Annotated in this window: 29 protein-coding genes, 1 tRNA gene, 1 other RNA gene and 1 pseudogene; 13 read left to right on the top strand and 19 right to left on the bottom strand. The window is 72.9% G+C overall.

Annotated features, from left to right (window positions below; all coding sequences use genetic code 11):
• The first annotated feature begins 69 nt into the window (after window positions 1–69).
• Window positions 70–1,833: a S9 family peptidase gene (locus tag BM339_RS40295; protein WP_021597087.1), complete on the top strand. Its 1,764-nt coding sequence runs from the start codon at window positions 70–72 to the stop codon at window positions 1,831–1,833.
• A 40-nt stretch (window positions 1,834–1,873) separates the two neighbouring features.
• On the opposite strand, the gene BM339_RS40300 is transcribed toward BM339_RS40295, so the two are convergent.
• The 5 genes from BM339_RS40300 to BM339_RS40320 form a co-directional block, all read right to left on the bottom strand.
• Entirely contained in the window at window positions 1,874–2,542 is a 669-nt protein-coding gene (locus BM339_RS40300) for a TetR/AcrR family transcriptional regulator (RefSeq protein ID WP_143118789.1), read from the bottom strand.
• Window positions 2,543–2,659: 117 nt separating this feature from the next.
• Window positions 2,660–3,724, bottom strand: coding sequence for an aspartate-semialdehyde dehydrogenase (locus tag BM339_RS40305; protein ID WP_075024277.1), 1,065 nt, complete (start codon window positions 3,722–3,724; stop codon window positions 2,660–2,662).
• Between the two features lie 141 nt (window positions 3,725–3,865).
• Window positions 3,866–5,140 (bottom strand): aspartate kinase, encoded by a 1,275-nt coding sequence (locus BM339_RS40310; protein WP_024934438.1) that lies wholly within the window; start codon window positions 5,138–5,140, stop codon window positions 3,866–3,868.
• 24 nt (window positions 5,141–5,164) lie between these two features.
• Window positions 5,165–6,136, bottom strand: a complete 972-nt coding sequence (locus BM339_RS40315; RefSeq protein ID WP_218163889.1) for a TIGR03620 family F420-dependent LLM class oxidoreductase — start codon at window positions 6,134–6,136, stop codon at window positions 5,165–5,167.
• Between the two features lie 100 nt (window positions 6,137–6,236).
• Window positions 6,237–6,578 carry an ArsR/SmtB family transcription factor gene (locus tag BM339_RS40320; protein WP_021597092.1) on the bottom strand — a complete coding sequence of 114 codons (342 nt, stop codon included), beginning with the start codon at window positions 6,576–6,578 and terminating at the stop codon, window positions 6,237–6,239.
• 311 nt (window positions 6,579–6,889) lie between these two features.
• Between BM339_RS40320 and BM339_RS40325 the strand changes: the two genes are divergently transcribed.
• The 7 genes from BM339_RS40325 (at window position 6,890) to BM339_RS40355 (ending at window position 13,346) form a co-directional block, all read left to right on the top strand.
• Window positions 6,890–7,555, top strand: a complete 666-nt coding sequence (locus BM339_RS40325) for a response regulator transcription factor (RefSeq protein ID WP_021597093.1) — start codon at window positions 6,890–6,892, stop codon at window positions 7,553–7,555.
• Window positions 7,556–7,780: 225 nt separating this feature from the next.
• Window positions 7,781–8,629 carry an ATP-grasp domain-containing protein gene (locus tag BM339_RS40330; protein ID WP_083598441.1) on the top strand — a complete coding sequence of 283 codons (849 nt, stop codon included), beginning with the start codon at window positions 7,781–7,783 and terminating at the stop codon, window positions 8,627–8,629.
• Window positions 8,626–9,534, top strand: a complete 909-nt coding sequence (locus BM339_RS40335; RefSeq protein WP_083598450.1) for an ATP-grasp domain-containing protein — start codon at window positions 8,626–8,628, stop codon at window positions 9,532–9,534. The genes BM339_RS40330 and BM339_RS40335 overlap by 4 nt, the downstream gene beginning before the upstream one ends.
• On the top strand, window positions 9,431–10,681 hold the full coding sequence (locus BM339_RS40340; protein ID WP_177287898.1) for a mannitol dehydrogenase family protein: 1,251 nt from the start codon (window positions 9,431–9,433) through the stop codon (window positions 10,679–10,681). Before BM339_RS40335 ends, BM339_RS40340 begins: the two co-directional genes overlap by 104 nt.
• A complete protein-coding gene (locus tag BM339_RS49230) occupies window positions 10,678–11,481 on the top strand; it encodes an ATP-grasp domain-containing protein (RefSeq protein WP_143118790.1) in 804 nt (267 codons plus the stop codon). Before BM339_RS40340 ends, BM339_RS49230 begins: the two co-directional genes overlap by 4 nt.
• Entirely contained in the window at window positions 11,478–12,749 is a 1,272-nt protein-coding gene (locus tag BM339_RS40350) for an MFS transporter (RefSeq protein WP_143118791.1), read from the top strand. Before BM339_RS49230 ends, BM339_RS40350 begins: the two co-directional genes overlap by 4 nt.
• A 309-nt stretch (window positions 12,750–13,058) precedes the next feature.
• Complete coding sequence (locus BM339_RS40355; protein ID WP_021598840.1) at window positions 13,059–13,346, top strand: hypothetical protein; 288 nt, start codon at window positions 13,059–13,061, stop codon at window positions 13,344–13,346.
• Between the two features lie 65 nt (window positions 13,347–13,411).
• On the opposite strand, the gene BM339_RS40360 is transcribed toward BM339_RS40355, so the two are convergent.
• The 5 genes from BM339_RS40360 to ffs form a co-directional block, all read right to left on the bottom strand.
• Window positions 13,412–13,957 (bottom strand): DUF5063 domain-containing protein, encoded by a 546-nt coding sequence (locus tag BM339_RS40360; RefSeq protein ID WP_021598841.1) that lies wholly within the window; start codon window positions 13,955–13,957, stop codon window positions 13,412–13,414.
• Window positions 13,950–14,549, bottom strand: coding sequence for a recombination mediator RecR (recR, locus tag BM339_RS40365; protein ID WP_021598842.1), 600 nt, complete (start codon window positions 14,547–14,549; stop codon window positions 13,950–13,952). The genes BM339_RS40360 and recR overlap by 8 nt, the downstream gene beginning before the upstream one ends.
• Before the next feature lie 28 nt (window positions 14,550–14,577).
• Window positions 14,578–14,985: a YbaB/EbfC family nucleoid-associated protein gene (locus tag BM339_RS40370; protein ID WP_024934432.1), complete on the bottom strand. Its 408-nt coding sequence runs from the start codon at window positions 14,983–14,985 to the stop codon at window positions 14,578–14,580.
• Between the two features lie 147 nt (window positions 14,986–15,132).
• Window positions 15,133–17,436, bottom strand: a complete 2,304-nt coding sequence (locus tag BM339_RS40375; RefSeq protein WP_075024283.1) for a DNA polymerase III subunit gamma and tau — start codon at window positions 17,434–17,436, stop codon at window positions 15,133–15,135.
• A 71-nt stretch (window positions 17,437–17,507) separates the two neighbouring features.
• An RNA gene (ffs, locus tag BM339_RS40380) (signal recognition particle sRNA small type) lies at window positions 17,508–17,603 on the bottom strand.
• Between the two features lie 59 nt (window positions 17,604–17,662).
• Between ffs and BM339_RS40385 the strand changes: the two genes are divergently transcribed.
• Complete coding sequence (locus tag BM339_RS40385; protein WP_024934430.1) at window positions 17,663–18,007, top strand: DUF952 domain-containing protein; 345 nt, start codon at window positions 17,663–17,665, stop codon at window positions 18,005–18,007.
• A 10-nt stretch (window positions 18,008–18,017) separates the two neighbouring features.
• Window positions 18,018–18,105: transfer RNA gene (locus BM339_RS40390), tRNA-Ser, on the top strand.
• Between the two features lie 87 nt (window positions 18,106–18,192).
• Here BM339_RS40390 and BM339_RS50385 read toward each other — a convergent pair.
• Both BM339_RS50385 and BM339_RS40395 read right to left on the bottom strand, forming a co-directional pair.
• A complete protein-coding gene (locus BM339_RS50385; RefSeq protein ID WP_177287899.1) occupies window positions 18,193–18,348 on the bottom strand; it encodes a hypothetical protein in 156 nt (51 codons plus the stop codon).
• A gap of 176 nt (window positions 18,349–18,524) precedes the next feature.
• On the bottom strand, window positions 18,525–18,977 hold the full coding sequence (locus BM339_RS40395; RefSeq protein WP_235206317.1) for an Lrp/AsnC family transcriptional regulator: 453 nt from the start codon (window positions 18,975–18,977) through the stop codon (window positions 18,525–18,527).
• A gap of 106 nt (window positions 18,978–19,083) precedes the next feature.
• Between BM339_RS40395 and BM339_RS40400 the strand changes: the two genes are divergently transcribed.
• Window positions 19,084–19,476, top strand: a complete 393-nt coding sequence (locus tag BM339_RS40400; protein ID WP_075024284.1) for a cytidine/deoxycytidylate deaminase family protein — start codon at window positions 19,084–19,086, stop codon at window positions 19,474–19,476.
• A 158-nt stretch (window positions 19,477–19,634) separates the two neighbouring features.
• On the top strand, window positions 19,635–19,943 hold the full coding sequence (locus BM339_RS40405) for a type II toxin-antitoxin system VapB family antitoxin (protein WP_021598851.1): 309 nt from the start codon (window positions 19,635–19,637) through the stop codon (window positions 19,941–19,943).
• Here BM339_RS40405 and BM339_RS40410 read toward each other — a convergent pair whose 3' ends face one another.
• The 7 genes and pseudogenes from BM339_RS40410 to upp form a co-directional block, all read right to left on the bottom strand.
• Complete coding sequence (locus tag BM339_RS40410) at window positions 19,944–21,209, bottom strand: CynX/NimT family MFS transporter (protein ID WP_075024285.1); 1,266 nt, start codon at window positions 21,207–21,209, stop codon at window positions 19,944–19,946.
• 221 nt (window positions 21,210–21,430) lie between these two features.
• The gene (locus tag BM339_RS40415) at window positions 21,431–22,147 is read right to left on the bottom strand and encodes a FadR/GntR family transcriptional regulator (RefSeq protein ID WP_021594666.1); all 717 of its coding nucleotides are present in this window, start codon (window positions 22,145–22,147) and stop codon (window positions 21,431–21,433) included.
• A gap of 89 nt (window positions 22,148–22,236) precedes the next feature.
• Window positions 22,237–23,682, bottom strand: a complete 1,446-nt coding sequence (locus BM339_RS40420) for a helix-turn-helix domain-containing protein (RefSeq protein ID WP_024934427.1) — start codon at window positions 23,680–23,682, stop codon at window positions 22,237–22,239.
• 430 nt (window positions 23,683–24,112) lie between these two features.
• Window positions 24,113–24,622: pseudogene (locus BM339_RS40425) on the bottom strand (PH domain-containing protein); the annotation flags it as partial.
• A 7-nt stretch (window positions 24,623–24,629) separates the two neighbouring features.
• A complete protein-coding gene (locus BM339_RS50390) occupies window positions 24,630–24,788 on the bottom strand; it encodes a hypothetical protein (protein ID WP_162531663.1) in 159 nt (52 codons plus the stop codon).
• Between the two features lie 156 nt (window positions 24,789–24,944).
• Complete coding sequence (locus BM339_RS40430; protein ID WP_021594661.1) at window positions 24,945–25,205, bottom strand: hypothetical protein; 261 nt, start codon at window positions 25,203–25,205, stop codon at window positions 24,945–24,947.
• 175 nt (window positions 25,206–25,380) lie between these two features.
• Window positions 25,381–26,019 (bottom strand): uracil phosphoribosyltransferase, encoded by a 639-nt coding sequence (gene upp / locus BM339_RS40435; RefSeq protein ID WP_021594660.1) that lies wholly within the window; start codon window positions 26,017–26,019, stop codon window positions 25,381–25,383.
• A 77-nt stretch (window positions 26,020–26,096) separates the two neighbouring features.
• On the opposite strand from upp, the gene BM339_RS49235 reads away from it, so the two are divergent.
• The gene (locus BM339_RS49235; RefSeq protein WP_143118792.1) at window positions 26,097–26,489 is read left to right on the top strand and encodes a hypothetical protein; all 393 of its coding nucleotides are present in this window, start codon (window positions 26,097–26,099) and stop codon (window positions 26,487–26,489) included.
• Window positions 26,490–26,508 lie beyond the last annotated feature (19 nt).

The following is a 26,508-nucleotide window of genomic DNA, read 5'->3' on the forward strand; positions in this document are numbered from 1 at the left end:
CCGGCGGTGGCCGCGAGCCCTCCCGCTGATCGGCCGAGCCGGGCCCGGCGGCTCGGCGATACTGGGGGGATGGTCGACGACGAGCGCTGGAAGGCGCGTTTCCGGGCCGCGCGGATGAGCCTGCCCCGATGGGCGCGGGACGCCCCGAGCCGCAGCATCTACCGGTCGAACGCGACCGGGACCTGGGAGATCTACACCTGGGACCGCGACACGGGCGAGCAACGCCAGGTGACCGATCGGCCCAACGGCACCTGGAGCGGGACCGTCGACCCGTCCGGCGAGTCGGTGTGGTGGTTCGCCGACACGGACGGGGACGAGTTCGGCGTGTGGCGGCGCGTCCCGTTCGGCGAGACGGAGAGCGTTCCGGCGGTTCCCGGGCTCGAACCGTCGTACCCGTCCGGGCTGGCCCTCGGCCGCGGCGGGCTCGCCGTCATCGGGCGGACGACCGACCAGGGCAACACCGTCCACTTCTGCCGCCCCGGCTCGGCGCCGGAGGTGCTCTACCACCACGCGGAGGACGCGCACGTCGCCGACCTGTCCCGGGACGAGTCCCTGATCGCGATCGGGCACAGCGAGCACGGCGACAGCCGCCACATGGCGCTGCGCGTGCTGCGTCCCGACGGCTCGACGGTCGCCGACCTCTGGGACGGCCCCGGCAAGGGCGTCTACGGCGCCGGGTTCGCCCCGGTCGAGGGCGACACGCGGCTCCTGGTCAACCACGAGCGGCGCGGCCGGGACGAGATGCTCGTCTGGGACCCCGTCGCCGGCACCGAGCGGGAGATCGTCCTCGACCTGCCCGGCGAGATCGGCGCCGGCTGGTACCCGGACGGGACGGCGCTGCTGGTCTCCCACTCGCACGAGGCGCGCGACGAGCTGTACCGCTACGACCTGGCGGACGGGACGCTGACCAGGATCGACACGCCGCGCGGCGTGATCGGTGGGGCGACCGTGCGGCCGGACGGGACCGTCGAGTTCGTCTGGTCGTCGGCCGCCGAGCCGCCGGTGATCCGCTCCACGTCCGGCGCGGTCGTCCGCACGCCCCCCGGGCCGCCGGCGCCGCCGTCCGTCCCGGTCGAGGACGTGTGGGTGGACGGGCCCGGCGGCCGCGTCCACGCGCTGGTCAGCAAGCCGGAGGGCGACCGCCCTTACCCGACGGTCTTCGACATCCACGGCGGGCCGACCGCGCAGGACGACGACTCGTTCGTCCCGACGGCCGCCGCCTGGGTCGACCACGGGTTCGCGGTCGTGCGCGTCAACTACCGGGGCTCGACCGGCTACGGGTCCGAGTGGCGCGACGCCATCGAGGGACGCGTCGGCCTCACCGAGCTGGAGGACGTCAAGGCCGTCCGCGACTGGGCGGTCGGGTCGGGGCTCGCCGACCCGGGGCGGCTCGTCCTGACCGGTGGGTCATGGGGCGGGTTCCTCACCCTGCTCGGCATCGGCACGCAGCCGGACGACTGGACCGTCGCCGTCGCCGCCGTCCCCGTCGCCGACTACGTCGCCGCGTACGAGGACGAGATGGAGGGCCTCCAGGCGTTCGACCGGTCGCTGTTCGGCGGGTCGCCGGAGGAGGTCCCGGAACGGTACCGCGAGTCGTCCCCCATCACCTACGTCGAGCGGGTCAAGGCGCCGGTGCTGGTCCTCGCCGGGGAGAACGACCCGCGCTGCCCCATCCGGCAGATCGACAACTACCTGGCGCGGCTCGCCGAGCTGGGCCGCCCGCACGAGGTGTACCGGTACGACGCGGGCCACGGCTCCCTCGTCGTCGAGGAGCGCATCACGCAGATGGCCGCCGAGATCGGCTTCGCCCGGAAGCACCTCGGCATGTCGTGAGCCATCAGGGGCGGGCGGTCGCGCCGCCGCCCGCCCCGGTTCAGGCGCGGACCTCGCGGATGATGCCCACCAGCTCGCGGGTCACGGACTTGAACCCGGGCATGCGCGACATCGAGACCATGCGGTTGACCAGCGGGACCGTCCGCTCGACGAGCAGGTAGGTCTTGCGGCAGCCGGGCGAGCTGTCGTGCACCCAGTACAGGACGATGCCCATCGAGTAGATCCACAGCAGCTCGGGCAGCTCGGCCCGGAACTCCTTGTCGATCTTCAGGTCGGAGCCATCGACGACCTCGCGGTAGATCGCCACCGCGGAGTCGCGGGCCGGGCCGGACTCGGCGCTGAACGGGTTGAGCGGGCTGGTCGGCTCGGCGGCGAACTTGAAGAACTTCCCGGCGAACTCGTGGTACGGCACCATCGTGTCGACCCGCGCCTTCAGCACGCCGAGCAGCCGGGGCGCGAACGCGGTCTCGGCGTCCAGGACGGCCCGGCAGGCCGCGACATGATCGTCCTGCAGCTCGTCGTAGTAGGCCTGGATCAGCTCCTCTTTGGAGCCGAAGTAGTAGTAGGCGTTGCCGACCGAGACGCCCGCCTCCTTGGCGATCGCCCGCATCGTCGTCGCCTCGTAGCCGCGCTCCCGGAACAGGCGCAGCGCCGTCTCGACGATCACGGCGCGCGTCTGCTCGGACTTCACGGCCTTCGTCTCGGTCACGCATGCCACCCTAAAGCCCGAGTGCGACGTCCCGCTCATGCCACGAACCGCCGCACGGCGCAACCCCGCGTCCGGGAACGGTATACCCAGACGGGACCGGCATCGCGCCACCCCCGCTCAGCCGGCGAGTTCGGCGGCGATCAGCTCGGCGGTCTGCGCGGTGTTGAGCGCGGCGCCCTTGCGCAGGTTGTCGCCGCTGAGGAACAGGTCGAGCGCGTACGGGTCGTCCAGGGAACGGCGGACGCGCCCGGCCCAGGTCGGGTCGGTGCCCGCGACGTCGGACGGGGTCGGGAACTCGCGCGTGTCCGGGTTGTCGCACAGCACGACCCCGGCCGACCGGGCGAGGACGTCCTGCGCCTCCCCGCGGCCGGTCCGCTCCTCGAACACCGCGTGGACGGCCATCGAGTGACCGGTGATCACCGGCACCCGCACGCAGGTCGCCGCGACCCGCAGCCCCGGCAGGCCGAGGATCTTGCGGGTCTCGTCGCGCAGGCCGACCTCGTCGGACGTCCAGCCGCCGTCGGCCTGCGTCCCCGTCCACGGCACGACGTTCATCGCGAGCGGCGCGGGGAACGGGCCGAGCTCGCCGACGACGCCGCGGATGTCGCCCGCCCGGTTGCCGAGCGCCCGGTCGCCGCCGACCTTCTCCAGCTGCCCGTACAGGGTGTCGCTGCCGGCCCGGCCCGCCCCGGACGCCGCCTGGTAGGACGCGATGACCAGCTCCTTCAGCCCGTACCGGCGGTGCAGCGCGCCGATCGCCACGATCATCGACAGCGTCGCGCAGCCGGGGCCGGCGACGATGCCGCGCGGGCGGTCCCGCACCCGCTCCGGGTTCACCTCGGGGACGACGAGCGGCACGTCCGGTCTCGTCCGGAACGCGCGGGAGCCGTCGACCGCGACGGCGCCGCGGGACGCCGCGACCGGCGCCCACTCGGCGGCGACCGCGTCCGGCACGGCGAACATCGCCACGTCGACGCCGTCGAAGACCTCGGGGGTCAGCGGGGCCACCGGCACGTCCTCGCCGCGCACCTGGAGCGGCCGCCCGGCGGAACGTTCCGACGCCACGAGCCGGATCTCCCCGTACACGTCCCGGCGGGTGGACAGCAGATGGCGCATCACCGAGCCGACCGCCCCGGTCGCGCCCACGACCGCGAGGGCCGGACGTCCGGAATCCGAGTCCATCGTCGCACTCACATCCTCAGAACTACCGCGATCCGCGACCGGTTCCCGGACGGGATGCTCCCACCGGCGGCGACGCGGGTCTGAGTCGGGCGACGCAAAAGGCCGCGCGGGACGGGATCGCCCGCGCGGCCCCGCGGAACGTCAGCGGCCGGTGCCGCCGTAGACGACGGCCTCGACCTGGTCGGAGTCCAGGTCGAAGGCGTGGTGCGCGGCGGCGACCGCGGTGTCGATGTCGTCCTGCGCGACGACGACGGAGATCCGGATCTCCGAGGTGGAGATCATCTCGATGTTCACGCCGGCCTCGGCGATCGCGCCGAACAGCGTCGCGGTGACGCCCGGGTGCGAGCGCATCCCGGCGCCGATCAGCGACACCTTGCCGATCCGGTCGTCGTAGCGGAGCGACTCGAACCCGATCCGCTCCTTGACCTTGTTCAGCGCGGTCAGCGCGCTCTGCCCGTCGGTGGACGGCAGCGTGAACGAGATGTCGGTCCGCCCGGTGGACGCCGCCGACACGTTCTGCACGATCATGTCGATGTTGATCTCCGCGTCGGACAGCACCGTGAAGATCGTGGCGGCCTCGCCGACCTTGTCCGGCACCCCGACCACGGTGATCTTGGCTTCGCTCCGGTCGTGCGCGACGCCGGAGATGATCGCCTGCTCCATGTCCTGTCCCTCGATCTCACTGCTGTCGACGACCCACGTGCCCTCCTTCTGACTGAAGGAGGAGCGCACATGGATCGGGATGTTGTACCGGCGCGCGTACTCCACGCAGCGCAGATGCAGGATCTTCGCGCCGCTCGCCGCCATCTCCAGCATCTCCTCGTAGGAGATCTTCGGGATCTTGCGGGCGGCGGGCACGATGCGCGGGTCGGCGGTGAAGACCCCGTCGACGTCGGAGTAGATCTCGCAGACGTCGGCGTCCAGCGCCGCGGCGAGCGCCACCGCGGTGGTGTCGGACCCGCCGCGGCCGAGCGTGGTGATGTCCTTGGTGCCCTGGGAGACGCCCTGGAACCCGGCCACGATGCAGATCGAGCCCTCGTCCAGCGCGGTCCGGATCCGTCCCGGCGTCACGTCGATGATCTTGGCTTTGCCGTGCGAGCCGTCGGTGATGACGCCCGCCTGGGAGCCGGTGAACGAGCGGGCCTCGTGGCCCAGGTTCGCGATGGCCATGGCGAGCAGGGCCATCGAGATGCGCTCGCCCGCGGTGAGCAGCATGTCCAGCTCGCGGCCCGGCGGCAGCGGGCTGACCTGCTTGGCCATATCGATGAGATCATCCGTCGTGTCGCCCATGGCGGAGACCACGACGACCACGTCGTTGCCCGCCTTCTTCGTTGCGACGATGCGCTGGGCGACCCGCTTGACGCCATCGGCGTCGGCGACGGAGGAGCCACCGTACTTCTGCACGACAAGAGCCACGAGCGGGCGCTCCTCGGATCGGGGTCAGGCGTTCCGGACGACGAGTCTACAGAGCCCGCACCGATGGATCACGACCAGGTAACTCAGCGTCGCCGGGCCGGGGCCGCTACACGGCCCCGGCCCGGGCACGAGCGCCTCGGCCAGGCGCCGCCACTGGGGCATGGCCGTCCGGCCGGGCTCGACTCCGATGACCTGGACGCCGACGTGGTCGGCGCCGGCGCCGAGGTGATCGTTCAGCCTGCGGACGATCGCGTCGAGGTCGCCCCAGACCACCAGGTCGTCGACGAGCCGGTCACTGCCCTCGCGGACGTCGTCCTCGGTGTACCCGAGGCGGAGGAACTTCGCGACGTTGTACTTCTCCTTCAGGTATCCGCTGAGGTGCTCCCTTGCGATCTCCCGCGCCCTGCCCGGGTCGCTCTCGAAGAGCACCGCCTGCTCGACGCCGAGGAACGGCCTCTTGCCGAGCACCTCGCGCGCCCGCGCCGTGTGCTCCACGGTCACGTGGTACGTGTGGGCGCCCGCGGACCGGTCGCGCGCCATCGCCAGCATCTTCGGCCCGTAGGCCGCCAGCACCCGGCGGACGGGCGCCGCCGGCTCGGGGTTGGCGTTCGCCGTCGCGTCCATCTCGTCCAGGTACGCGCTCATCGCCCGCAGCGGGGTCGTCTCGGCGTGCGGCTCGCCCCCGAACCCGAGGCCGAGCAGGTGCCGTCCGGGGTAGGCGTCGGCCAGGAGCCAGGCCGCTCCCCGCGTCCAGAGGGCTCCGCGCGACCAGATCCGCGCGATGCCGTTGACGACGGCGATGCGCTCGGTGGAGGCGAGCAGGAAGCCGGCGTGCGTCATCGCCTCCCGCCCGTCCCGTTCCGGGATCCAGACCGCCGGCCAGCCGGCCTCCTCCAACTCCTGGACGGACTCCCGGATCAGGCTCGCGGGCTGCTCCTCGAAGTCGAACGTCCAGATCCCGTAGCGCCCCAGGTCCATTCCCTCGATCGCGCCCATGATCACCCTCCTGATCGTCGTCCCGGCTTACGAATCGAAGTATCGCATAATTTCGATATGTATGGTCCGGCGGGGCTTTGATCGCAGGTTCGCCTCGCGGCTAGAGGGAGCGTCCGAGCGCTTCGACGAGACGGGCGATGCGCTCTTCGTCCCGCCTGTAGTGCGTCCACTTGCCGACGCGCGTCGAGATGACCAGCCCCGCCCGCTCCAGCGCCGCCATGTAGGACGAGACGGTCGACTGCGCCAGCCCGGTCTTGGCCTGGATGTGACTCACGCACACGCCCACCTCGTCGGGGTCGGCGATCCCGGTCTCCACCGGGAAGTGCTCCCGCGGGTCCCGCAGCCACTGGAGCATCCGCAGCCGGACGGGGTTGGCCAGCGCCTTGAACGCCTCAAGCAACTCGGCGGAGGCGTCCGTTGACGGTGGTGTGTGCGTGCTCATGGTCCGAAGCACGAGTATAGGCGGTCACCACGACGTTTCGCGGTTCCTCGATCCGACCTGGACGGCCTGGAGCGCGGGCGGACCTGCTCGATGCGGCGCCGCCACCGTCCGCGGATCCGCGAAGTCCCCGAAAAGGGCAACCCCTTTACCCGGCCAGGCCATCCTCGGGCAATATCCGTCCATCAACGGCACAAAAGGCGTAGCCAAATGAAATCGACGGTGCCGAGGGAATTGATTTCGGCGGCCGGGGGTAAACCATGGTCGCTCTCCTTGGCGAGGAGTGACGACCGGACCGAGACGGGGAGACGGCCATGAACAGAATCCTGATCTCTGAGAACGATGAACGCATCGCCCGGTTCATCCACAAGGGACTGCGCACCCATGGCTTTCACCCGACCGTCGTCGCCGACGGCGACACGGCGCTCAGGCACGCCCTGTCCGGCGAATACGACCTTCTCGTGCTCACCATCGGGCTTCCGGGCCGCGACGGCTTCGACGTGCTCCGGCGGATCCGCGCGGCGCGAGCCACCCTCCCCGTGATCATCCTGACGTCGCGCACCACGGTCGGCGACACCGTCGCGGGCCTGGACGGCGGGGCGGACGACTACATGACCAAGCCGTTCCGGTTCGATGAACTGCTGGCGCGGATCCGGCTCCGGCTCCGCACCGCGCACGGCGCGGTGGCGGCGCCCACCGCCCTCAGCGTCGACGGGCTGACGCTCGACCTGCGCACCCGCCGGGCGCGGACGCCCGCCGGGCACACGGTGGATCTCAGTGCGAGGGAGTTCGCCCTGCTCGACCTGCTGCTGCGGCACCCGCGACAGGTGGTCTCCCAGGAACAGATTCTCGACCATGTCTGGGGCCCCGACGTGGGCCCCTGTTCGAACGTCGTGGCGGTCTACATCGGACGGTTGCGGCGCAAACTCGGGCCCGGCGTGATCGAAACGCTCCGCGGCATGGGGTACCGGTGCGGCTGAGCGGCACGTCCCGATCCCCCTTCTCGCTATCTTCCCTCATTTTGGTCAGAGCCCTGATCAGTCGAGCGTGAGAGAACGCTCACGCCCCTTTCACGCTGGCTTCACGTGGGCGGCACAGGCTGACTGTTGGACTTTCCTCTTTGCCTGGCGTTCGGACGGAGGACATGTCCCGGACGGTCCGCCTTCAGCCCGCCTTCACGTGAGCCGCTGAGAGAGGGGTGGTCGATGAAACGCGTGCTCGTGCTCACCGACTCGCGCTATCTGGGTCAGCTCATGCCGCGCGCCCTCGTGGCCGCGCTGCGCGGTCGCGGGGTGCCGGTCGTGGCGGCCCCGGTTGATCGGCTCGTCACCGAGGTGCGGGCCGACGGCGGCGCGGTGCGGGGCGTGCGGCGGGGCCCGCCGGCGCCGCGGCCGGGTGATCTCGTCGTGCCGCGCACCCGGGACCCGTTCGCGCTGTCGCTGCTGCGCCGCGCGCAGCTCGACGGTGTCCGCACGGTCAACCGCTGGGAGGCGATCCAGGCGGTGCGCGACAAGCCGCACGCCGCGCTGCTGCTCGCCCGCGCCGGGGTGCCCGCCCCTCGGACGTTCCTCACCGACCGGCCGGCCTCGCTGGCCGGCCTTCCCGCCGCGGCGTGGCCGCTGCTGCTGAAGCCGCCCTACGGCGACAACGGCGCCGGGATCGTCCGGGTGGACTCCCCGCGCGATCTGGAGCGGCTGCCCTGGCCCGACGGCATGGTCCTCGCCCAGCACTACGTCGACGTGGCAGGGGTCGACGTCAAGCTGTACGGGGCGGGCATGGAGGTGTGGGCGGTGCGGCGGCCCTCGCCGCTGCTCGCGCCGGGGCCGTGGGACGAGCCCGAGCCCGTGCCGGTCACCGAAGAGCTGCGGGGGCTCGCTCTCGCCTGCCGTGACGCCTTCGGGCTGGAGCTGTACGGCGTGGACGTGCTGCCGTCCCCCGGCGGGCCGCTGGTCGTCGACGTCAACGACTTTCCGAACTACACGGGGATCGCGGAGGCTCCCGACGCCGTCGCCGACCTCGTCGAGTCCCGTCTCGCGGAGGTGGTTCCGTCTTGACCACGATCAGAACCGGGGTGCGGGTCGTCCTGGTCCACGGCAAGAAGCCGACGCCCCACTCCATCGTCTGGAAGGTGCTCGCGGAGTTCCGCGCGCTGGGCGCTCACATCGAGACCTGGCAGGACGCGCCGGACCTGCCGGGGGCCGTCTTCGCCCGGGCCGACCTGGTCATCCTGCGGTCGGTCCATCCCGCCACGGCGGCGTCGGCGCGCGCGAGCGCCCCGGCGGAGGCCGCCTGGTGCAACGCGCCGGCGGCCACGGCGACGGTCGCCGACCGGGTGGAGACCTGGCGGCGGCTCGCCGCGGCCGGCCTCCCGGTGCCGCCGGCGCGGGTCGTCGACGATCCGCGGGCGGTGGCGGCCATCGCCGCCGGCCGGCCGGTGGTGGTGAAGACGCCGCTGGGCAGCCGCGGTGAGGGGGTGACGCTCCTCGATCAGGGGGACGCCTTCCCGGCCCGCGGCCCTGGGCCCTGGCTCGTCCAGGACCGGATCCCCGGCGACGGGTGGGACCGCAAGCTGTTCGTGGTCGGGCCGCACGTCCACGGGACCCTGCGCCGCTGGCCGGCCCGGTCTCTCGCCGAGAAGCTGGGCCGCCCGCTGCCTCCGGACGCCGAGATGGCGGACCTGGCGCTCGGCGCCGGGCGCGTGTTCGGGCTGTGCGCCTACGGCGTCGACATGATGGGCGGCACGGACGGGCCGGTGATCGTCGATGTCAACGCCTTCCCGGGGTTCAAGGGCGTCCCCGGCGCCGCCGGCCTCGTCTTCGACCACCTGCTCGGCCACCTTGAAGGGGGGCGCAGCCATGCGCGTAGTGATCGTCGGTTCCGGGAAGCTGGGCTGCGGGTACCTGGTCCCCCTGTTCCTGGAGGCGGGGCACGAGGTGCTGCTCGGCTGCCGGACCCGTGACACCGCCGGCCGCATCCGATCGGCCGGCGGCTGGCGGGTGCGGGTGACCGGGGAGCCGCCGGAGGAAATCCGCGGCGTCGCCGCCGCGGCGGTGGGCACGGCGGAAATGGATCGGGCGGTCACGAGCGCGGACCTGGTCGTGCTCAGCGTGGGCGAGGGGAAGGTCGCGGAGGTGGCGCGGCATCTGGTCCCCGGGCTCGCCGCCCGCCGGGGCCGGCCGCTGGACGTGTGGGTGGTGGGGAACGCCGACTGCGCCCGCCGGGTGCGCGGAGCGCTCGCCGGCACCGCGGAGGCCGGCGGGACGCCGCTGCCCCCGCTCGGGATCGCCGGGGCGGTCGCCCGGGTGGCCGTCAGCCGCGGCAGCTGGCACGAACCGGGGGTGCCGGAGTTCGTCGGGGACGCCGCCCGGCGGCTGGACGTCGACGCCCTCCCGCTGCACCTGGCGCCGCCCGCGCTGCCGGGCGTGCACGTCACCTGCGAGTTCGGCGCGCGGCTGCGCGAGAAGCTGTTCGTCTTCAACACGGGCCACGCGTTCACCGCCTACCTCGGCTGGCTGCGCGGCCACCGCACCATCGACACGGCGATCCGCGACCCGTTCGTCCGGCCGGTCGTGACCGGTGCGCTGCTCGCGGCCCGGCGCGCCGTCCTCGCCGCCCACCCGTGCCTGTGCCCGGGACACGCGCCGGACCTCGTCGCCGACGTGCACGCTCCCGTGGCCGACGTGCTCGCCCGCTACGGCAACGCCGAACTCGCCGACCCCGTCGTCCGGGTGGCCCGCGACCCGATCCGCAAGCTCGCGCCCGGCGACCGGCTGCTCGGGCCGGTCGCCCTCCTCGGCCGGACCGCCCCGCGCGGCCTGGCCCCCTTCGTGCTCGGCGTCGCCGCCGTGCTTTTGTACGGGTACGGCGACGGGGCGGTGCTGGCGGCCGACACGTCGGCGCGCCGGCTGCGCCGGCTGCTGGACGCGCGAGGCGCGCCCGCGGTGCTGACCGGCGTGTGCGGCCTGGACGCCGATGACGGGTTCGCGACCGCGGTCGCCGACTGCTACCGCGGCTTCCGATACGCCGACGGCGGCCCGTGGTTCCCACCGTCCCTGCGCGGCGTGCCCGGCTTGAGCGACCCTCGCCCAGAGACGGTGCCCCGATGAGCGGGGTGCGGGTCTGCGTCCTGGTCGAGGCCGGGTCGGACGCGACCCGCAACCCGCTGCTGCGCCCGCTCGGCGCGGCCCTGACCGCACGCGGCGGGGGCCTCACGTCCTTCGACGCGACCGTCCCGTGGGAGCCCTCGGACCTGCCGGAGGCCGACGTGTACCTCATCAAGGGCGGCGACCCGGCGGTGCTGTGCGCGGCGGGGGCCGTGGCCGACGCGGGCGGCGCCTGCCTCAACGCCCTCCCCGCGACGTTGCGCGCCATCGACAAGATCCGGTCGCTGGCCCTGCTCGAACGGGCGGGGCTGCCGGTCCCCCCGACGACTGTGGCGGCCGACGCCGGCGCGGTGGCGGAACTGCTCCGGACGGCCGGAAGGCCCCGGTTCGTGAAACCGCTGCGCGGCCGCCTGGGCCGGGACGCCGGCACCCTCTACCCGGGAGAGCACCCGGCGGGCGGCGGACCCTGGCTCGTGCAGGACGTCATCGACGGGCCCGGCTTCGACTACAAGGTGTGCGGCGTGGACGACCGGGCAGCCGTCCTGCGGGTCCGCGTCGAGCCCGGATGCCCGGACGTGCCGCGCGTCCCCGTCCCCGACCCGGACCCGTCGCTGGTGCGGCTCGGCCTGCGGACGGCCGAGGCGTGCGGGCTGGTCTGCTGGGGCATCGACGTCGTGACCTGCGCGAACGGCCCCGTCATCGTCGACGTCAACACCTTCCCCGGCTTCCGCGGGGTGCCGGACGCCGCCGGCTGGGTCGCCGACGCCGCCCTCGCCGTCGCGGGCCGGGGACGCGCGCCATGAGCGTGCCGAGGGTCTTCCGGACGGGCGGCTCCCCGCCCGACCACGCGCTGCGGGCCGTCGTCGTGGAGGGTTTCACGACCCGGCTGGCCTTCGGCGTGGTGATCTTCGCGATGCCGCTCTACGCCCGGCAGCTGGGCATGTCGCTGGCCGAGATCGGCGTGCTCGTCGCGATGAAGCCGCTGGTCGAACTGATCGTCAAGCCCTTCATGGGATGGACGGTGGACCGGTGGGGCGCCCGGCGCGGCTACCTGACGGCGGTGACGGTGCGGCTCGTCGCGTCGATGCTGCTGTTCACCGCCGCCACGCCCGCCTCCCTCTACCTGGTGCGCCTGGTCCAGGGGGCGGCGTCGGCGGCGCGGGATCCGGCGTCCATCAGCGTCGTGGCCGGCTCCGGCACGCGGAAACTCGGCCGGGCCTTCTCGATCTCGTTCGGCGCGAAGGACCTGGGCGCCGTGTCGGCGGGCGCGCTCGGCGGGCTCCTCCTGGCCATGAGCGGCAACGACTTCCGGCTGCTGTGGGGCTTCGTCGTGGCCGTCTCCTTCGTCCCGGTCCTCGTGGTGTGGCGCTGGGTTCCGCGCCCGGAACCGCGACCGCCGGACACGGCGGCGGGCAAGGCGGCGGACACGGCGGCGGCCGGGGAGCCGGTCGCCGTCCGGCTGGTGAAGGACCCGGCGCGGGGGCGGGCCGACCCCGGATCCCGCGTGTTCCGCGACAGCCGCCTGCGGCTGCTGTGCGCGCTGGGCCTGCTCGCCGGGATGACCGCCCACATGACCCACGGGCTCTTCCCCCTGCTCGCCGCCGAGATCGCGGGCCTGAGCCCCGGGCAGATCGGGGGGATCTACTCCGCGTCCGTGCTCGTGCTGCTCGTCGTCGGCCCGCTCGCCGGCCTGGCCGCCGACCGGTTCGGCGCGATGCCGCTCACCGGGGCGCGCGCGGTCGCCAACACGCTGTCCTCCCTGCTGTACCTGGTCTTCCCGACCGCCGCCGGCCTGCTGACCGGCCGCCTCGTGGACGTCGCGGGCCGCGCCGCGTTCCGGCCGCCCTGGGGGAGCCTGCTGGCCCAGGCGGCGCGCCGCGCGGGGCCGCGGGCCGGCCGGGTCGTCGCGACCCTCGACACCGCGCTGTCGGTCGGGGAGGCCCTCGGGCCGATCATCGCCGCGCTGCTGTGGGACGTGTGGGGCCTCGCGGCGTTCCTGCTGGTCCGCGCCGGGCTCGGCATCGCCACCGAACTGGTCGTCTCACGACGCCTTCGCCACACCGCGCTCTGAGACCCGTGCACTGCGCGCGCCGGCCAGCGGGCTGCCGCGGGGCCACGGCGGCCCGCGTTCGCGGGCCGGCGCTGCTGATCTTCGTCGGCCGCCCGTCCAGGCGCTCTGCGCGGGGGCGGCTCGACAGGCGGGCGGAGTGGGAGATGTCACCGCGTTTCCGGCCTTCTCGGCGGACCACCCGGAAGTAGGGCAAAGCGTCTACGTATCGACGGGGTGGGCGGTGCCGCGGGTCGTGCCGTCCGCCGGCGATCCGCCGCGCCCGTGCCCGCGGGCACGTGTGCCGGGATGTCCGAGCCGAGGGGAGAGCCGATGGGCGCGTTCGATGAGCTGCCGCGGGTGCGCAGAGGTCCGCTTCATTCGCTGTACGCGGCGTTACGGCGGCGCGCTCCGCAGGTGTCCGCGACGCGGCCGGACGACGGAGCGGTCCTGCACGTGGCGTACCGGGGGCAGGAGGCGACCGTCGCCTGGGACGACGACCTGCGCCTTTACGCGTGGACGTCCGAGCCGGGCGGGCAGATCGGCCCGGACCCTGAGAAGGCGGCCGAGCTCGTCGCCTGGACGCTGGGCGCGTCGGTGAACGCGGACGCGTCCGGCTAGGACGGTCGGCCAGGACGGTCCGGCTATGCGGTCCGGCTGGGGCGGGGTGGCTGGGGCGAGGGTGGCTAGGCCGTCGCGACCTCTGGGGAGACGTCCAGGCGGGAGTTCGCCACGAAGGCGTGCAGGGCCCGCAGCGCGGCACCGGCGTGGTTGCCCCAGTGGTTGAAGTAGGAGTACTGCCACCACCAGAGGGCCTCCAGGGGACGGTCCTGGTTGTAGTGGCGGAGCCCGTGGACGAGGTCGCTGGCGACGTCGACCAGGTCGTCCGACAGGCGGTACGCGGTGGGCTCGGTGTCCTTGTACGGGTCGAAGACCTCGACGTACTCGTCCAGGGCCTGGAGGCGCTCGCGGAGACCCTGCCGGACGGCGTCGAGGTCCGGGTCGTCGCCGACCTCGGGCTCCCAGTTGTCCGGGAGGATCACGTCGGCGCTGGCGCCGAGCTGCGCGCCGGCCAGGATGACCTGCGACACCTCCAGGAGCAGCAGCGGGATGGTGTGCTTCCCGCCGTCGCCGCGGGCGACCGCCTCCAGGCCGTTGAGGTAGTTGTCGACGTGGCACGCCACGCGTTCGGCGAGAGCGTTCCAGTCCTGCGGGCTGTTGGTGTCAGACATCGAGCAGCCTCCGTCCTTCGAATGCGCGGCCCAGCGTCACCTCGTCGGCGTACTCGAGGTCGCCACCCACCGGCAGGCCGCTGGCCAGACGGGTGACGGTGATGCCCATGGGCTTGACGAGCCGGGCGAGGTACGTCGCCGTCGCCTCGCCCTCCAGGTTGGGGTCGGTGGCGAGGATCAACTCGGTCACCGTCCCGTCCGCGAGCCGCTGCATCAGCTCGCGGATGCGCAGGTCGTCGGGGCCGACGCCCTCGATCGGGCTGATCGCGCCGCCGAGCACGTGGTAGGTGCCGCGGAACTCGCGGGTCTTCTCGATCGCGACGACGTCCTTGGACTCCTCAACCACGCAGATGATGTGGGGATCGCGGCGGGCGTCACGGCAGATCCGGCATTCCTCTTCTTCCGCGACGTTTCCGCACGTCTTGCAGAAGCGGACCTTGTCCTTGACCTCCTTGAGCGCCTTGCCGAGGCGCTCGACGTCGGCGGGATCGGCGGCGAGGAGGTGGAAGGCGATCCGCTGCGCGCTCTTGGGGCCGACGCCGGGCAGCCTGCCCAGCTCGTCGATGAGGTTCTGCACCACCCCTTCGTACAACGGACCCCTCCTTTCCTGGTCGCTGCGCTCAGGCGCCCTGGCCGCCGCCGAGGCCCGGGAAACCGCCGGGCAGGCCGCCGCCCCCACCGGGGAGGCCGCCTCCGCCGGGCAGGCCGCCGAGGCCCTGGGCGAGCGGTCCCATCTTCTCCTGCTGGAGTTCCTGCGCCTCGCGGCCGGCGTCGCGGATCGCGGCCAGCACCAGGTCGGCGATGGTCTCCGCCGTGTCGGCCGGGTCGCCCGGGTCGATGGCCTTCGGGTCGATCGACAGGCCCGTGACCTCGCCCTGCCCGTTGACCGTCGCGGTGACGAGCCCGCCGCCGGCGGTCCCCGTCACCTCGGCCTCCGCAAGCTCGCGCTGCGCGTTGAAGAGCTGCTCCTGCATGGCCTGCGCCTGCTGGAGCAGTTCCTGCATGTTCAGCTGACCACCGGGTTCCACGGTGCACTCCCTCTTCCGGCCCCCGAGGGCCTGCTCACTGGCGCTCCGCCAGCCACCGGACGTCCGTCCCACGAGACTACGGGTTCGGCGCACGATGCGATACGCGGGACCGGCGGTCCCCGGTCCTCTTCCTAGGAGTTGTCGATCTCAGGAGTTGTCGATCTCACGGATGATCCGGCCGCCGAGCTCGCGCTCGATGAGCGCCATCCCGTTCATCTCGGCCTCGATCCCGTCGGCGTCGGCGTCCCCCTCCGGGTCGACTTCGTCGCTCTCGTCCAGGGGACCGGGGTCGGGGGGCGGCGGCGGCTCGTCCGGCGGCGGGGGCGGCGGCTCGGGCGCGCGCTCTGCTCTTTCGGGCCTCTCGAACCTTTCGGGCCCCGGCGCGGACGGCTGCGCGGCCGGCCGGGCCGGGGACCGCGGCTGCGGTGCCGGGTTCGGTGTCGCCGCTCCACCGAACCCGCTGCTAGGGCCCGGCCTCCCCGATGGGGGACCGGCCGGTGCCCCGCCGACGACGGTCTCGATCCGCCAGTCGACGCCCATCCGCTCCTTGAAGACCTCGCGGAGGACGGCGTCGCGCCCGCCGTTGACGAATCCCAGCCGGCGCCCCTCCGCGTCGAACCCGAGCGTGAGGACCTTCCCGTCCAGCGACACCGGCTGCACCCCGGACATGATGACCATCCAGGTGGCGCGGCTCTTCTGCTTGACGGCCTCGACGACGTCCGGCCAAAGCCGCTGAACGGCCCCGAAATCCACCCCACCGCCGGACGCGGAAGCCGAGGCCCCCGGCGCCGAAGCAGCCGGCGGGGCCTGGGCCTGTCCCGGACGAGCGGACGTCCCCGCACCGGACGTCCCCGCACCGGACGTCCCCGCACCGGACGTCCCCGCGTGGGCCGTCCCCACATGGGGTGCACCCGCACCGGGCGCACCCGCACCGGGTGCACCGGCGTGGGGCGCGGCACCACGGTTATCCACAGAGTCTTGTTCGGCGGGCGCCGGGGTGGAGCGGGGGTTGACACTGGAAGTGGGGTCGCCCCCCTGGGAGGGCGGGGAGTATTCTCCCCCCGTTTGTCCCGGGCCATCGTCGCGCGTTTGCGCCGAACCGCCTTGCGCCGAACCGCCTTGCCCTGGGCCGTCTTGCCCTGGGCCGCCTTGCCCCGAACCACCCTGTGCGGGGCCACCCTGTGCGGGGCCACCCTGTGCGGGGCCACCCGGCCCCGACCATGCCGCCGCGCTGGGACGAGGGCCGACGCCGGAATCGGGACCGCCCCCCGGCCCGGCACCGAATCCGCCCTGGGAGGCCTGGCGTTCGAGGCGGTCCAGGCGGGCGAGCAGGGACGCCTCGTCCTCGTAGGCCGCCGGCAGCAGGATCCGCGCGCAGATCAGTTCGAGCAACAGGCGCGGGGACGTCGCACCGCGCATCTCCGTGAGGCCGGTGTGCAGCAGGTCGGCCGCGCGCGTCAGCTCCCCCGGCCCCATCGAGGACGCCTGCCGCCGCATCTGCTCCAGTTCGTCCGGCGGGACGTTCAGCAGCCCCGAACCGCCCGCCTCCGGGACGTTCGACAGGATCACCAGGTCGCGGACGCGTTCGAGCAGGTCGGCGGCGAAGCGGCGCGGGTCCTGCCCGCTCTCGATCACACGGTCGATCGCGGCGAACACGGCGGCGCCGTCGCCGGCCGCGAAGGCCGCGATGACCTCGTCCAGCAGCGCCGAGTCGGTGTAGCCGAGCAGCGAGACGGCCCGCGCGTACGTGATGCCCTTCTCGTCGGACCCGGCGAGAAGCTGGTCCAGGATCGACAGCGTGTCGCGCGCGGATCCGGCGCCCGCCCGCACGGCCAGGGGCAGCGCGGAGGGCTCGTACGGGACGTCCTCGCTCCGCAGGATCTCCTCGACGAGCTCCTGCAGCACGCCGGGCGGGATCAGCCGGAACGGATAGTGGTGCGTCCGGGACCGGATCGTCCCGATGACCTTCTCCGGCTCGGTCGTCGCGAACACGAACTTCAGGTGCGGCGGCGGCTCCTCCACGAGCTTCAGCAGCGCGTTGAAGCCCTCGCGGGTGACCATGTGCGCCTCGTCGATGATGTACACCTTGAAGCGCGCCGACACCGGGGCGAAGAAGGCCCGCTCCCGCAGGTCGCGGGCGTCGTCGACGCCGCCGTGGGACGCGGCGTCGATCTCGATCACGTCGATGTGCCCCGTCCCGGACGGCCCGAGCGCGACGCACGAGTCGCACTTGCCGCACGGGTCGGGCGTGGGGCCCTGCTCGCAGTTCAGCGAGCGGGCGAGGATGCGGGCGCTGGACGTCTTGCCGCAGCCGCGCGGACCGCTGAACAGGTACGCGTGGTTGATCCGGCCGTTGCGCAGCGCCTGCCGCAGGGGCTCGGCGACGTGCTCCTGCCCCTTCAGCTCGGCGAACGTCGCTGGCCGGTACTTGCGGTACAGAGCCAGACTCATCGGGGGTCCGCCCTCCCTCGAGAAGCAGAGCGTCGGATGCGCAGGGTCGCCGTGAACCGGTCGCCGTCAAACCAAGGGACCCCCCGCACACCCGCCAGAGCCTGCTTATCCTTGCTGCCTTCCGGCCCTGGGGAGGTTCACAGGGTGACGCCATGCGAGGGGTCCTCCCACAGTCTATGGCATCCCCCACCCTGGATTGCCATGCTTCCCGCGTAGTCTCCGTCCCATGGCCGCCTCACCCCGGGACACGCTCCTGCACATCGCCGAACGAACCCACTGGGAATCCGCCCGCGCCGCCGGTGTGTCGTACTCGATGTCGACACTGGGCCGGACGCTGGACGAGGAGGGCTTCATCCACTGCTCGTCCGACATGGCGCAGGTGAACGGCGTCCTGGGCCGCTTCTACGGCGGCATCCCCCGGGAAGACCTGGTCCTGCTGGCCGTCGACGTGTCCCGCCTGGAGGCCCCTGTACGGTACGAGCCCGCCGGGGACGAACTCTTCCCGCACGTGTACGGCCCGATCCCGGTCTCCGCCGTAATTGAGGTCAGGTCACTACCCGAGAACCGGTAGGCTTTCCCGTGGAGGATTCGCCTAGTGGCCTAGGGCGCACGCTTGGAAAGCGTGTTGCGTGCAAGCGCTCGCGAGTTCGAATCTCGCATCCTCCGCCAAGCCTCACCAGGCAGACCTTCCGAGGGCGGCTCCCAACGGGTGCCGCCCTCAGCGCTTTTAGCGCCAGCCCTGGTCTCGATGGGGTTTCACTCCCAGATCAGGACTCCGTGCTCGTCCGCCCAAGCGTCGAATCCGTCGATCGGGCTGTGGTTCTCGAGTGCGTCGGCGATGTCGGCGAGCATGGCGGTCACGCTGTCCCATCGCGGTTCGCCGTCGGTGGAGACCTTGTCGAACTCCCGCACACACCCGTGCCGGGGGCCAGACCGGAGATCGACGAACAGGTCCTCGCCGCCGCCGCTGCCGGCGATGGGCCGGGGCGTGTTGGGCCAGCCAGTCCAGGATGCGGTCCCACGACTCGTCAACGGTCGGAGTCATCGGCACATGATCGACCGAGGGACCGGGGGCCTCGACCTTCACGTCACGGGCTGTTGGGGGAGACCGGGCGTTCGAAGAAGGTCTCCAGGACGACCGTCGCGTGGGTGCCGTTGACTCCCTGGATGTCGTAGAGGCGCCGTAGGACGTCCTGCAGCCTGCTCGTCGTGGACGTGCGCACCTTGACCAGGACGGACGCCTTTCCCGCGACGACGTGGGCCTCCTGCACCTCCGGTATGGCGGCGAAGTCGGCGGCGCGCTCGCCCATCCAGACCGACGAGTCGATCATGACGAAGGCCAGCACGCCCTGCCCGAGGGCGGCGGGCTCGACATCCACGCTCGTCCTGCGGATGATCCCCCGCTCGCGCATCTTGCGTACCCGTTGGTGGACGGCGCCCGCCGACAGGCCGACGGCCGTGCCGAGGGCGGCGTAGGACCGGGTGGCGTCCTGCTGAAGAAGTTCGAGCAACCGACGATCGATGCCATCCACGTTCTTCACGAGATGACTGTATCTCGTATGGCTGGAGCGGGATATGGCTGAATGGCAACGAAAAAACGACGAATCGACCGGCCGTCCCGGCGGTGACGCGCCGTACGCTGCGGTGATGCCGATGATCGTTGATCATGAACTCGTGGAGGCGGCAGCGCGTGTCGCGGCCGTGCACGCCCGGGGCGACCGGCACACGGTGGCCGCCGCGGCCCGCGCCCGGGACGGGCGGATCGTCACCGCGATGAACGTGTACCACTTCACCGGGGGCCCGTGCGCGGAACTCGCCGTCATCGGCACCGCCGCCGGCCAGGGCGCTCACCACCTCGACACGATCGTCGCGGTGGGCGACGGCGACCGCGGCGTGATGCCGCCCTGCGGGCGCTGCCGGCAGGTCCTCCTCGACTACTTCCCGTCCATCGGGGTCATCATCGCCGCCGGTGACGCGCTGAGCGCCGTTCCGATCGCGGAGCTGCTCCCCGCCGCCTACGTCTGGAGGGACCAGCGCTGACGATTCGCCCCGCAGCCATGACCCGCGGGTCAAGTCCGGTACTTAGTCACCGGCTGGTTGAGCTGCCGCGTAACTGGTTTACCAACTCTGGCAAGCCGAGTGACGCGTGTTGTTGCGTTGCCTTCTCGGGCTGGAGGGCGACGCCGTAGACTCGTAGGGTGATCTTCAAGGCGGTGGGTGATGGAAGGCCCTATCCGGACCACGGTCTCTCGTCCCGGGACTGGGCCAAGATCCCGCCGCGCCAGGTCCGCCTCGACCAGCTCGTCAGCACGAAGCGGGAGATGGACCTCCAGTCGCTGCTCTCCAAGGACTCGACGTTCTACGGCGACCTGTTCCCGCACGTGGTCCAGTGGCAGGGCGAGCTCTACCTGGAGGACGGCCTGCACCGGGCGCTCCGGGCGGCGCTGCACCAGCGCCTGGTCCTGCACGCGCGCGTCCTCGACCTGGACGCCGTCGACCTGACCTGATCAGCGCGCGCGGGCGGGCTCGGCCGCGGTCAGCTCCTTCGGCTCGACCAGCGGAGCACGCGGACCGGACGTGCGGACGAACCCGGGGCGCGCCGCCAGCAGTCCGACGGCCAGCTCCGGCACGACCAGGACCAGCAGCAGGACGAGCGGAACGTTCCACCCTCCCGTGGCCTCGTGCAGGACGCCGACCGCGAGCGGTCCGGTGGCGGCGAGGAGGTAGCCGCCCGTCTGCGCCATCCCGGACAGCCGCGCGGCGGCGGACGGGCTCGGCGACCGGAGGCTGAGCAGCGTGTAGGCCAGCGGGAACGCGCTGCCGGTGCCGACGCCGAGGACGGCCACCCACACCCAGCCGGCGGAGGGGACGAGCAGCAGGCCGCCGAGGCCCGCCACCATGACGGCGACGACCGCGACGACGAGGGGACGCTGGTCGCCCAGGCGCGCGGCGAACACCGGGACCAGGAAGCCGAGCGGAATCCCGACGATCATCATCGTGGAGACCATCATCCCGGCGGCCGCGGGCGGATACCCGGCGTCCCGCATGATCTCCGGCAGCCACGACATCAGCACGTAGAACATCAGCGACACCAGCCCCATGAACGCGGCGACGTACCAGGCCACCGCGGAGCGGAGCAGGGACCCTCCCGCGTGCGGGGCCGTGACCGGGGCGGCCGGGGCGGCCGGGGCGCGGCGCCGCTTGACCGCGAGCGGTCCCCACACCAGGGCCGCGACCAGCGACGGGACGGCCCAGACGGCGAGGGCGAGCCGCCAGCCCCCCGCCTCGTCCAGCGGCACCGCGAGCCCGGCCGCGACCGCGCCGCTGGCCGCCATCAGCATCATCGCGAGCCCGGTCAGCGACCCCACCCGGGACGGGAACGCCCGCTTGATCACGGCGGGCAGGAGGACGTTGCCCAGGGCGATCCCCGCGCCGGCCAGGACCGTTCCCACGAACAGCGACACCGGCGACTCCACCACCCGCAGCACGATGCCCGCGGTGATCATCACGAGGGATCCGGCGATGGCGGTCTCGGTGCCGGCCAGCCGCGCCGCCGCCGGTGCCACGGCCGCGAACACCCCGAGGCACAGCACCGGCAGCGTGGTGAGGATCCCGACCTCGGCGCCGGACAGCCCGAACTGCTCCTGCAGCTCGCCGAGCACCGGGGAGATGCCGGTGATCGCGGCGCGCAGGTTGACCGTGAGCAGTACCAGGCCGACGAGCGACCACACGGCCACGGCGCGGGGAACGGGGGTCGTCTGAGAGCTGTTCATTTCACCTGTTCGTCAACGCTCGGCGGACGGTGAGCCCCTTGAGGGAACCCCGCCCGATCTCTGTCGTCATCGGGTCTTCGTCTCGCGCCGGCCTGAATCGGAGCCGGCTGGGCAGCCCCCGGCCACGCCCCCTCAACCGGCCCGTGGCTCCGCATCGCCCTGGGAGCGGCGAGGGACGTGGCGGTTGGTGCGTGTATGGGGACTGGCGCGTCGTCAGCCCATCAATGCTCCTGCGCGGCCACAGGACGGCTTCCAGGCGCTGAGGCGGCCGAGGCCGTGGAGGCGAGGATCTGGTCCAGGCAGGCGTGGGTGGCCCGGGTCGCGGCGTCGGCGTCGCCTGCTTCGATGGCGGCGGCGATGGGGCCGTGCGGGACGTCGGCGTGCTCCAGGAGGATGCCGGCCGCGCCGATGCTGGCCCGGAGCGCGGCGCTGAAGTCGTGGTAGAGGTCGGTCAGGACGCGGTTGTGGGTGGCTTCGACGACCGCGGTGTGGAAGGCGAGGTCCGCCTCGACGAAGGTCGCGTGCTCGCCCGCCGCCCAGGCCGCGTCGCGGCGCGCGAGGGCGACCGCGATGGCGGCGATGTCGGCGTCCGTGCGGCGGGTGGCGGCGAGCCTGGCGGCCTCCACCTCCAGCCCGCGCCGGACCTCCAGGGTCTCGACGAGTTCCGCCGTTTCCAGGCGTCGCCGGACGGCCCCGGACAGCTCGCTCGTCGCGCGCACGTACGTGCCGTCGCCCTGGCGGCTTTCGAGGAGACCGGCGTGGGTGAGGGCCCGCACCGCCTCGCGGACGGTGTTGCGGCCGACCCCGAGCGTCTCCGACAGCACCGGCTCCGGCGGGATCTTGGCGCCCACCGGCCAGCCGCCCCCGGCGATCTCGTCCCTCAGCTGGTCGATCACCTGGTCGACCAGCGACGACCGGCGTGCCGTGCGCAGCGTCACCCCGAAACCTCCAGTCAGCCAGTCATCCCATGTTTCGATGATAGGACACCTGACGGACCGGTTTTATTCCGCCCGGACGCGCGGGACGGTCAGACGTGCGCCTTCGCGTCGGAGGCCGAGGGGAAGGTCGACAGGCCGGCGGCTTCGAGGGCGTGCCGGTAGGCGGTGGCGGCCTGCTCGGCGTCCTGGACGAGTTCGTGCAGCTCGCCCAGCTCGCGGTAGAGGTGCGCGACGGGACGGCCCGCGGGCATGGCGGCCAGCTGCTCCGAGGCGGCCCGCAGGACGACCCGGGCGGCCGGGCGGTCGCCCTGCGCGACACGCGCGCGAGCCAGGACGAGCCTGGCCAGGACGGTCTTCTGGGACCGCACGGTCAGGTCGGTGCCGGGTTGCGGGGCCGCGGTGTGGCTGCTCGTCGGGGCGGCCAGGGCCAGGCCCGTGTCGAGGAACTGTTCGAGCGTGGCGATGGCGTCGCCCAGGTCGCCGGTCAGGACCAGCGCGCGGGCCTGGGCGATGGTCCGCTCGGTCGCCTCGGCGCCCTCAAGGCTCTCGGTCTCCCGCAGCAGTTCGAGCGCCTCCCGCGCCGCCTCCCGCGTGCCCTCCGTGCGGGGGCGTTCGAAGCCGAACTCACCGGGCGGCACGACGTCGGCGGGCGCGTCGGCGGAGAACGGCATGACGCCCCGCAGCAGCGCCTTGGCCCCGGCCAGGGCGAGGCGCGCGCGGGCCTGCGTGGGGGTGGTGTCGGTGCGTGCCGACAGGGCCTGGTCCGCGAGGTACAGGGAGTCGCCGACCGTCCCCTCGTCCAGGGCGCGCATGCTCGCCCGCTGGTAGTGGACGCTCACCGGCTCCGTGTCGGTGGAGCCGCGCGGGCCGAGGAGGCGCCGTCCCAGCTCGTGGGCGCGCACGGGGTCGGAGCGATCCACGTACGCGAGCAGCAGGATGCGCCCGGCCTCGGTGTATTCGTGTCCCGCGTGGAGGCCGAGCTGGTCCAGCCGTTCGAGGGCGCGCTCACCGAGCGCGATCGCCTGCCCCAGGTCGCCGACGGTGTGGTAGCTCCGGGCGAGCGCGATCACGGGGGGCAGCCAGCTCGCCCGGCCCGGGTCGCGTTCGGCCTGCTCGCGCAGCTCCTCGAAGAGCGCGATGGCCCGGTCGGTCCGGCCCATCTCCTCCAGGGCGCGGGCGCGGCCCCAGCGGGCGCGGGCGGTCAGGTCGGGGTCGTCGCTGCGGGCGATCACCTCGTCGAACCCGGCCTCGGCCGTCGCGGGGTCGCCGCGCAGCAGCGCGAGGTGCGCATGCCGCTCCCGGACCTCCAGGTGGGCGCGCTGCTCCGGCTCGACGCCCTCGGCGAGGTACTCCGGGGTGCAGCCGAGGCGCTCGGCCAGCATCCGCAGGACGGTCGGAGTCGGCGTGCGCTTTCCCGACTCGATCAAGGAGATATAGCTGTCGGAAAGGTCGTGACCGGCGAGCTGCGCCTGCGACAAGCGTCTGGTCAGCCGCAGGTTGCGGACGCGTTCTCCGACGTTGCCTGGACCCGGCATGTGGACTCACTTAGCGGAAGTAAACAGGCGGCTGGGGTGCCGACATGATTGCACATCGCGGGTAAACGCACATCGAGGGCAATGATGCGGCGGAAGTGGGGACCGGCCGGGCGGCCGGCCCAGGTCGCCGCGCGCGCACCGGGGGAAGGCCGGGGTGCGCCGGTTTCGGCCGGCCGATCGTCCCGCCGTCGCGACGACTGTCATTCGCCGACGGTATCCCGACCGGCCGTACGGAACCCCCGGCACCGCCGATATTGACCAGTCCACCGCGTTTTCCGGACATTACCGCCGAGTAAGTTCCGAGTCAGGCCTCGGGACCGGGGCCGTCCTTCGGCAGCGGGGCGGTCGGGACGTCCTCGGGCTCCTTGGGCTCCTTGGGACGGCGCGGCGGCGGGGGCGGGGGCAGCGTCTTCTCCTCCGGCGCCGGGTTCTTGTTCGGGAAGATCATTTCGCAGACTTCGAGGTAGAGCTGCTCGGGGTAGGGCAGGAAGTCGACGTTGGTGAGGGCCTGGTCCTGGCCGGCGGACTCCAGGATGAACTCGCCGTAGCCGAGCATGCGGCCCGCGATCGTCCGCTTGAAGCTCATGTCGGTGACCTTGGCCAGCGGCATCATCGCGACCTTGCGCGTGATCAGGCCGGTGGTGAGCAGCATCCGCTGGTTGGTGATGACGAAGTAGTCGACGGACCACTCCGCCACGCGCCAGACGAACCAGGCGAGCAGGATCAGCCAGCCCCACCAGATCCAGCTGATGGCGGTGCCCGCGTCGCTGGCGACCGTGTTGGTCAGCACGCCCGCGATGATCAGCCCGCCGAGCAGGAGCCCGACCGGGACCATCAGGATGGCCGGGTGCCGCCGGACCGTGATGACCTGGTTCTCGTGGGGGAGCAGGTACTTGTTGACCGATGCCGGCGCGGAGTCGCCGGGAGTGACGAGCCTCATGCCGGCCTCAGGCGAGCGCGTTGACGAAAGTGGCCAGCGAACCAGCGGCGGACGCGAGGCCGTTGGCCGCGTTCTCCACCGACTGGGCCGCGCCGTCCGGCTGCTTGATGACGTAGAAAGCGACGAAGGCCACCGCGGCCCACGTCATGTACTTCTTTGCGGGCACGGCTGCCTCCCGGAGCGTTGACCCACGGACCCCGGTTCAGTTTCGCACAGCGGCCACGACCGGCAAAGCACGCGCCGCAGCGCGTTGGACACGGCGCGCGGCGGGCCGCGCACGGCGCGGAGCACGCCCCCGGCCAGGGCGCGAAGGGCGTCCCGGCTAGGACGTGTTGCCGTGCGACGTGCGGCTCGTCCTGCGCCGCTTCTCGGCCGCGACGGTCGCGAGCACCTCCAGGTGCCGGCGCGCGATCCGTTCCACGAGCTCGGGCGGCGCGGAGCCGATGACCTCCTCGGCGCCGTACCGCGCGGCGTCGACGTACCGGTCCACCGTGTCGGCGCCGTGCACCCCGTCGAACTCCTCGGCGAGCCGCTCGCCGATCGCGGCGTAGCGCGGCAGGTTGCCGTCCTCGTGGTGAGCCATCTCGTGTCCTTGAGGTCGCTCGCACCGCCCGGTCCCCCGTGCCGGGACGGCGGAGGGGAACGCGCGAGGCGTCCCGTAGGAGGTTGCTACCCCCTGCCGTCCGGAACGAACATCGCAGGTCGCGCGGGGTTTGGGCGCGATCGGCCCGGGGACGGGGCGCCCCGGGCGGGGCGGGTCAGACGACGCCGTAGAGCCGGTCCCCCGCGTCGCCGAGGCCCGGCATGATGAAGCCCTGGTCGTTGAGGTGGGAGTCGATCGCGGCGGTCACCACCTTGATCGGCGCCGAGATGTCGGCGAACGCCTGCTCCAGGTACTTCAGGCCCTCGGGGGCGGCGAGCAGGCAGATCGCCGTGACGTCGTCCGCGCCGCGGTCGAAGAGCAGCCGGATGGCGGCGGCGAGCGTCCCGCCGGTCGCGAGCATCGGGTCGAGGACGTAGCACTGCCGCCCGGACAGGTCGTCCGGCAGCCGGGTCGCGTACGTCTGGGCCTGCAGGGTGCCCTCGTCCCGGATCATGCCGAGGAACCCGACCTCGGCGGTCGGCAGCAGCCGCGTCATCCCGTCCAGCATCCCGAGGCCGGCGCGCAGGATCGGCACGACGAGCGGCTTCGGGCTCGCGAGCTGGACGCCGTGGGCCGACACGAGCGGGGTCCGCACGGTGGCGTCGGCGACCCGGACGTCGCGGGTGGCCTCGTAGGCGAGCAGGGTGACCAGCTCGTCGGCGAGGCGGCGGAAGGTGGGGGAGTCCGTGCGGACGTCCCGCAACGTGGTGAGCTTGTGCGCGACGAGCGGGTGGTCGACGGCGAGGGTCTGCATGGGCTCACCGTAGCCCACCCCGCACCGGCGACTCCCGCGGCTGGATAGGACACCGTTGAGCTGGGCAATATGGCGGTATGAACAGCGAGAGGGATCACCAGCCGGACGGCCCGGAGGGTGCCCGGGGGTCCGCTCCCGATCCGCCCGCACCCGCGGTGCCGCCTCCCGAGGCCGCCGACGACACCTCGCAGGCCTCCCCGTCTCCCGAGTCCGCGCCACCTCCCGAACCCGCCTCCCCGTCCCGCCGGTCCCCGGTGACCGATGTCACAGGGGAGGAGAACGCCGCGGAGCGTCCCGGCCCGCAGGGCGACATCTCCCCCGAGCAGGTGCGCGAGCGGCTCCGCCGCAGGGCCGTCTTCCTGCGCGAGCTGGCCGAGGCCCGTGAGCTGCGCCGCCGGGTGACACCGCACCGGTCCCGCCGGGCCCGGATCCACGCGGCGCTGCGCCGCCGTACCTTCCGCCTGCACTGACGCAGTCGAGTAGGTTCGT

The sequence above is a fragment of the Actinomadura madurae genome, assembly GCF_900115095.1.
In the GTDB taxonomy this organism is placed as follows: domain Bacteria; phylum Actinomycetota; class Actinomycetes; order Streptosporangiales; family Streptosporangiaceae; genus Spirillospora; species Spirillospora madurae.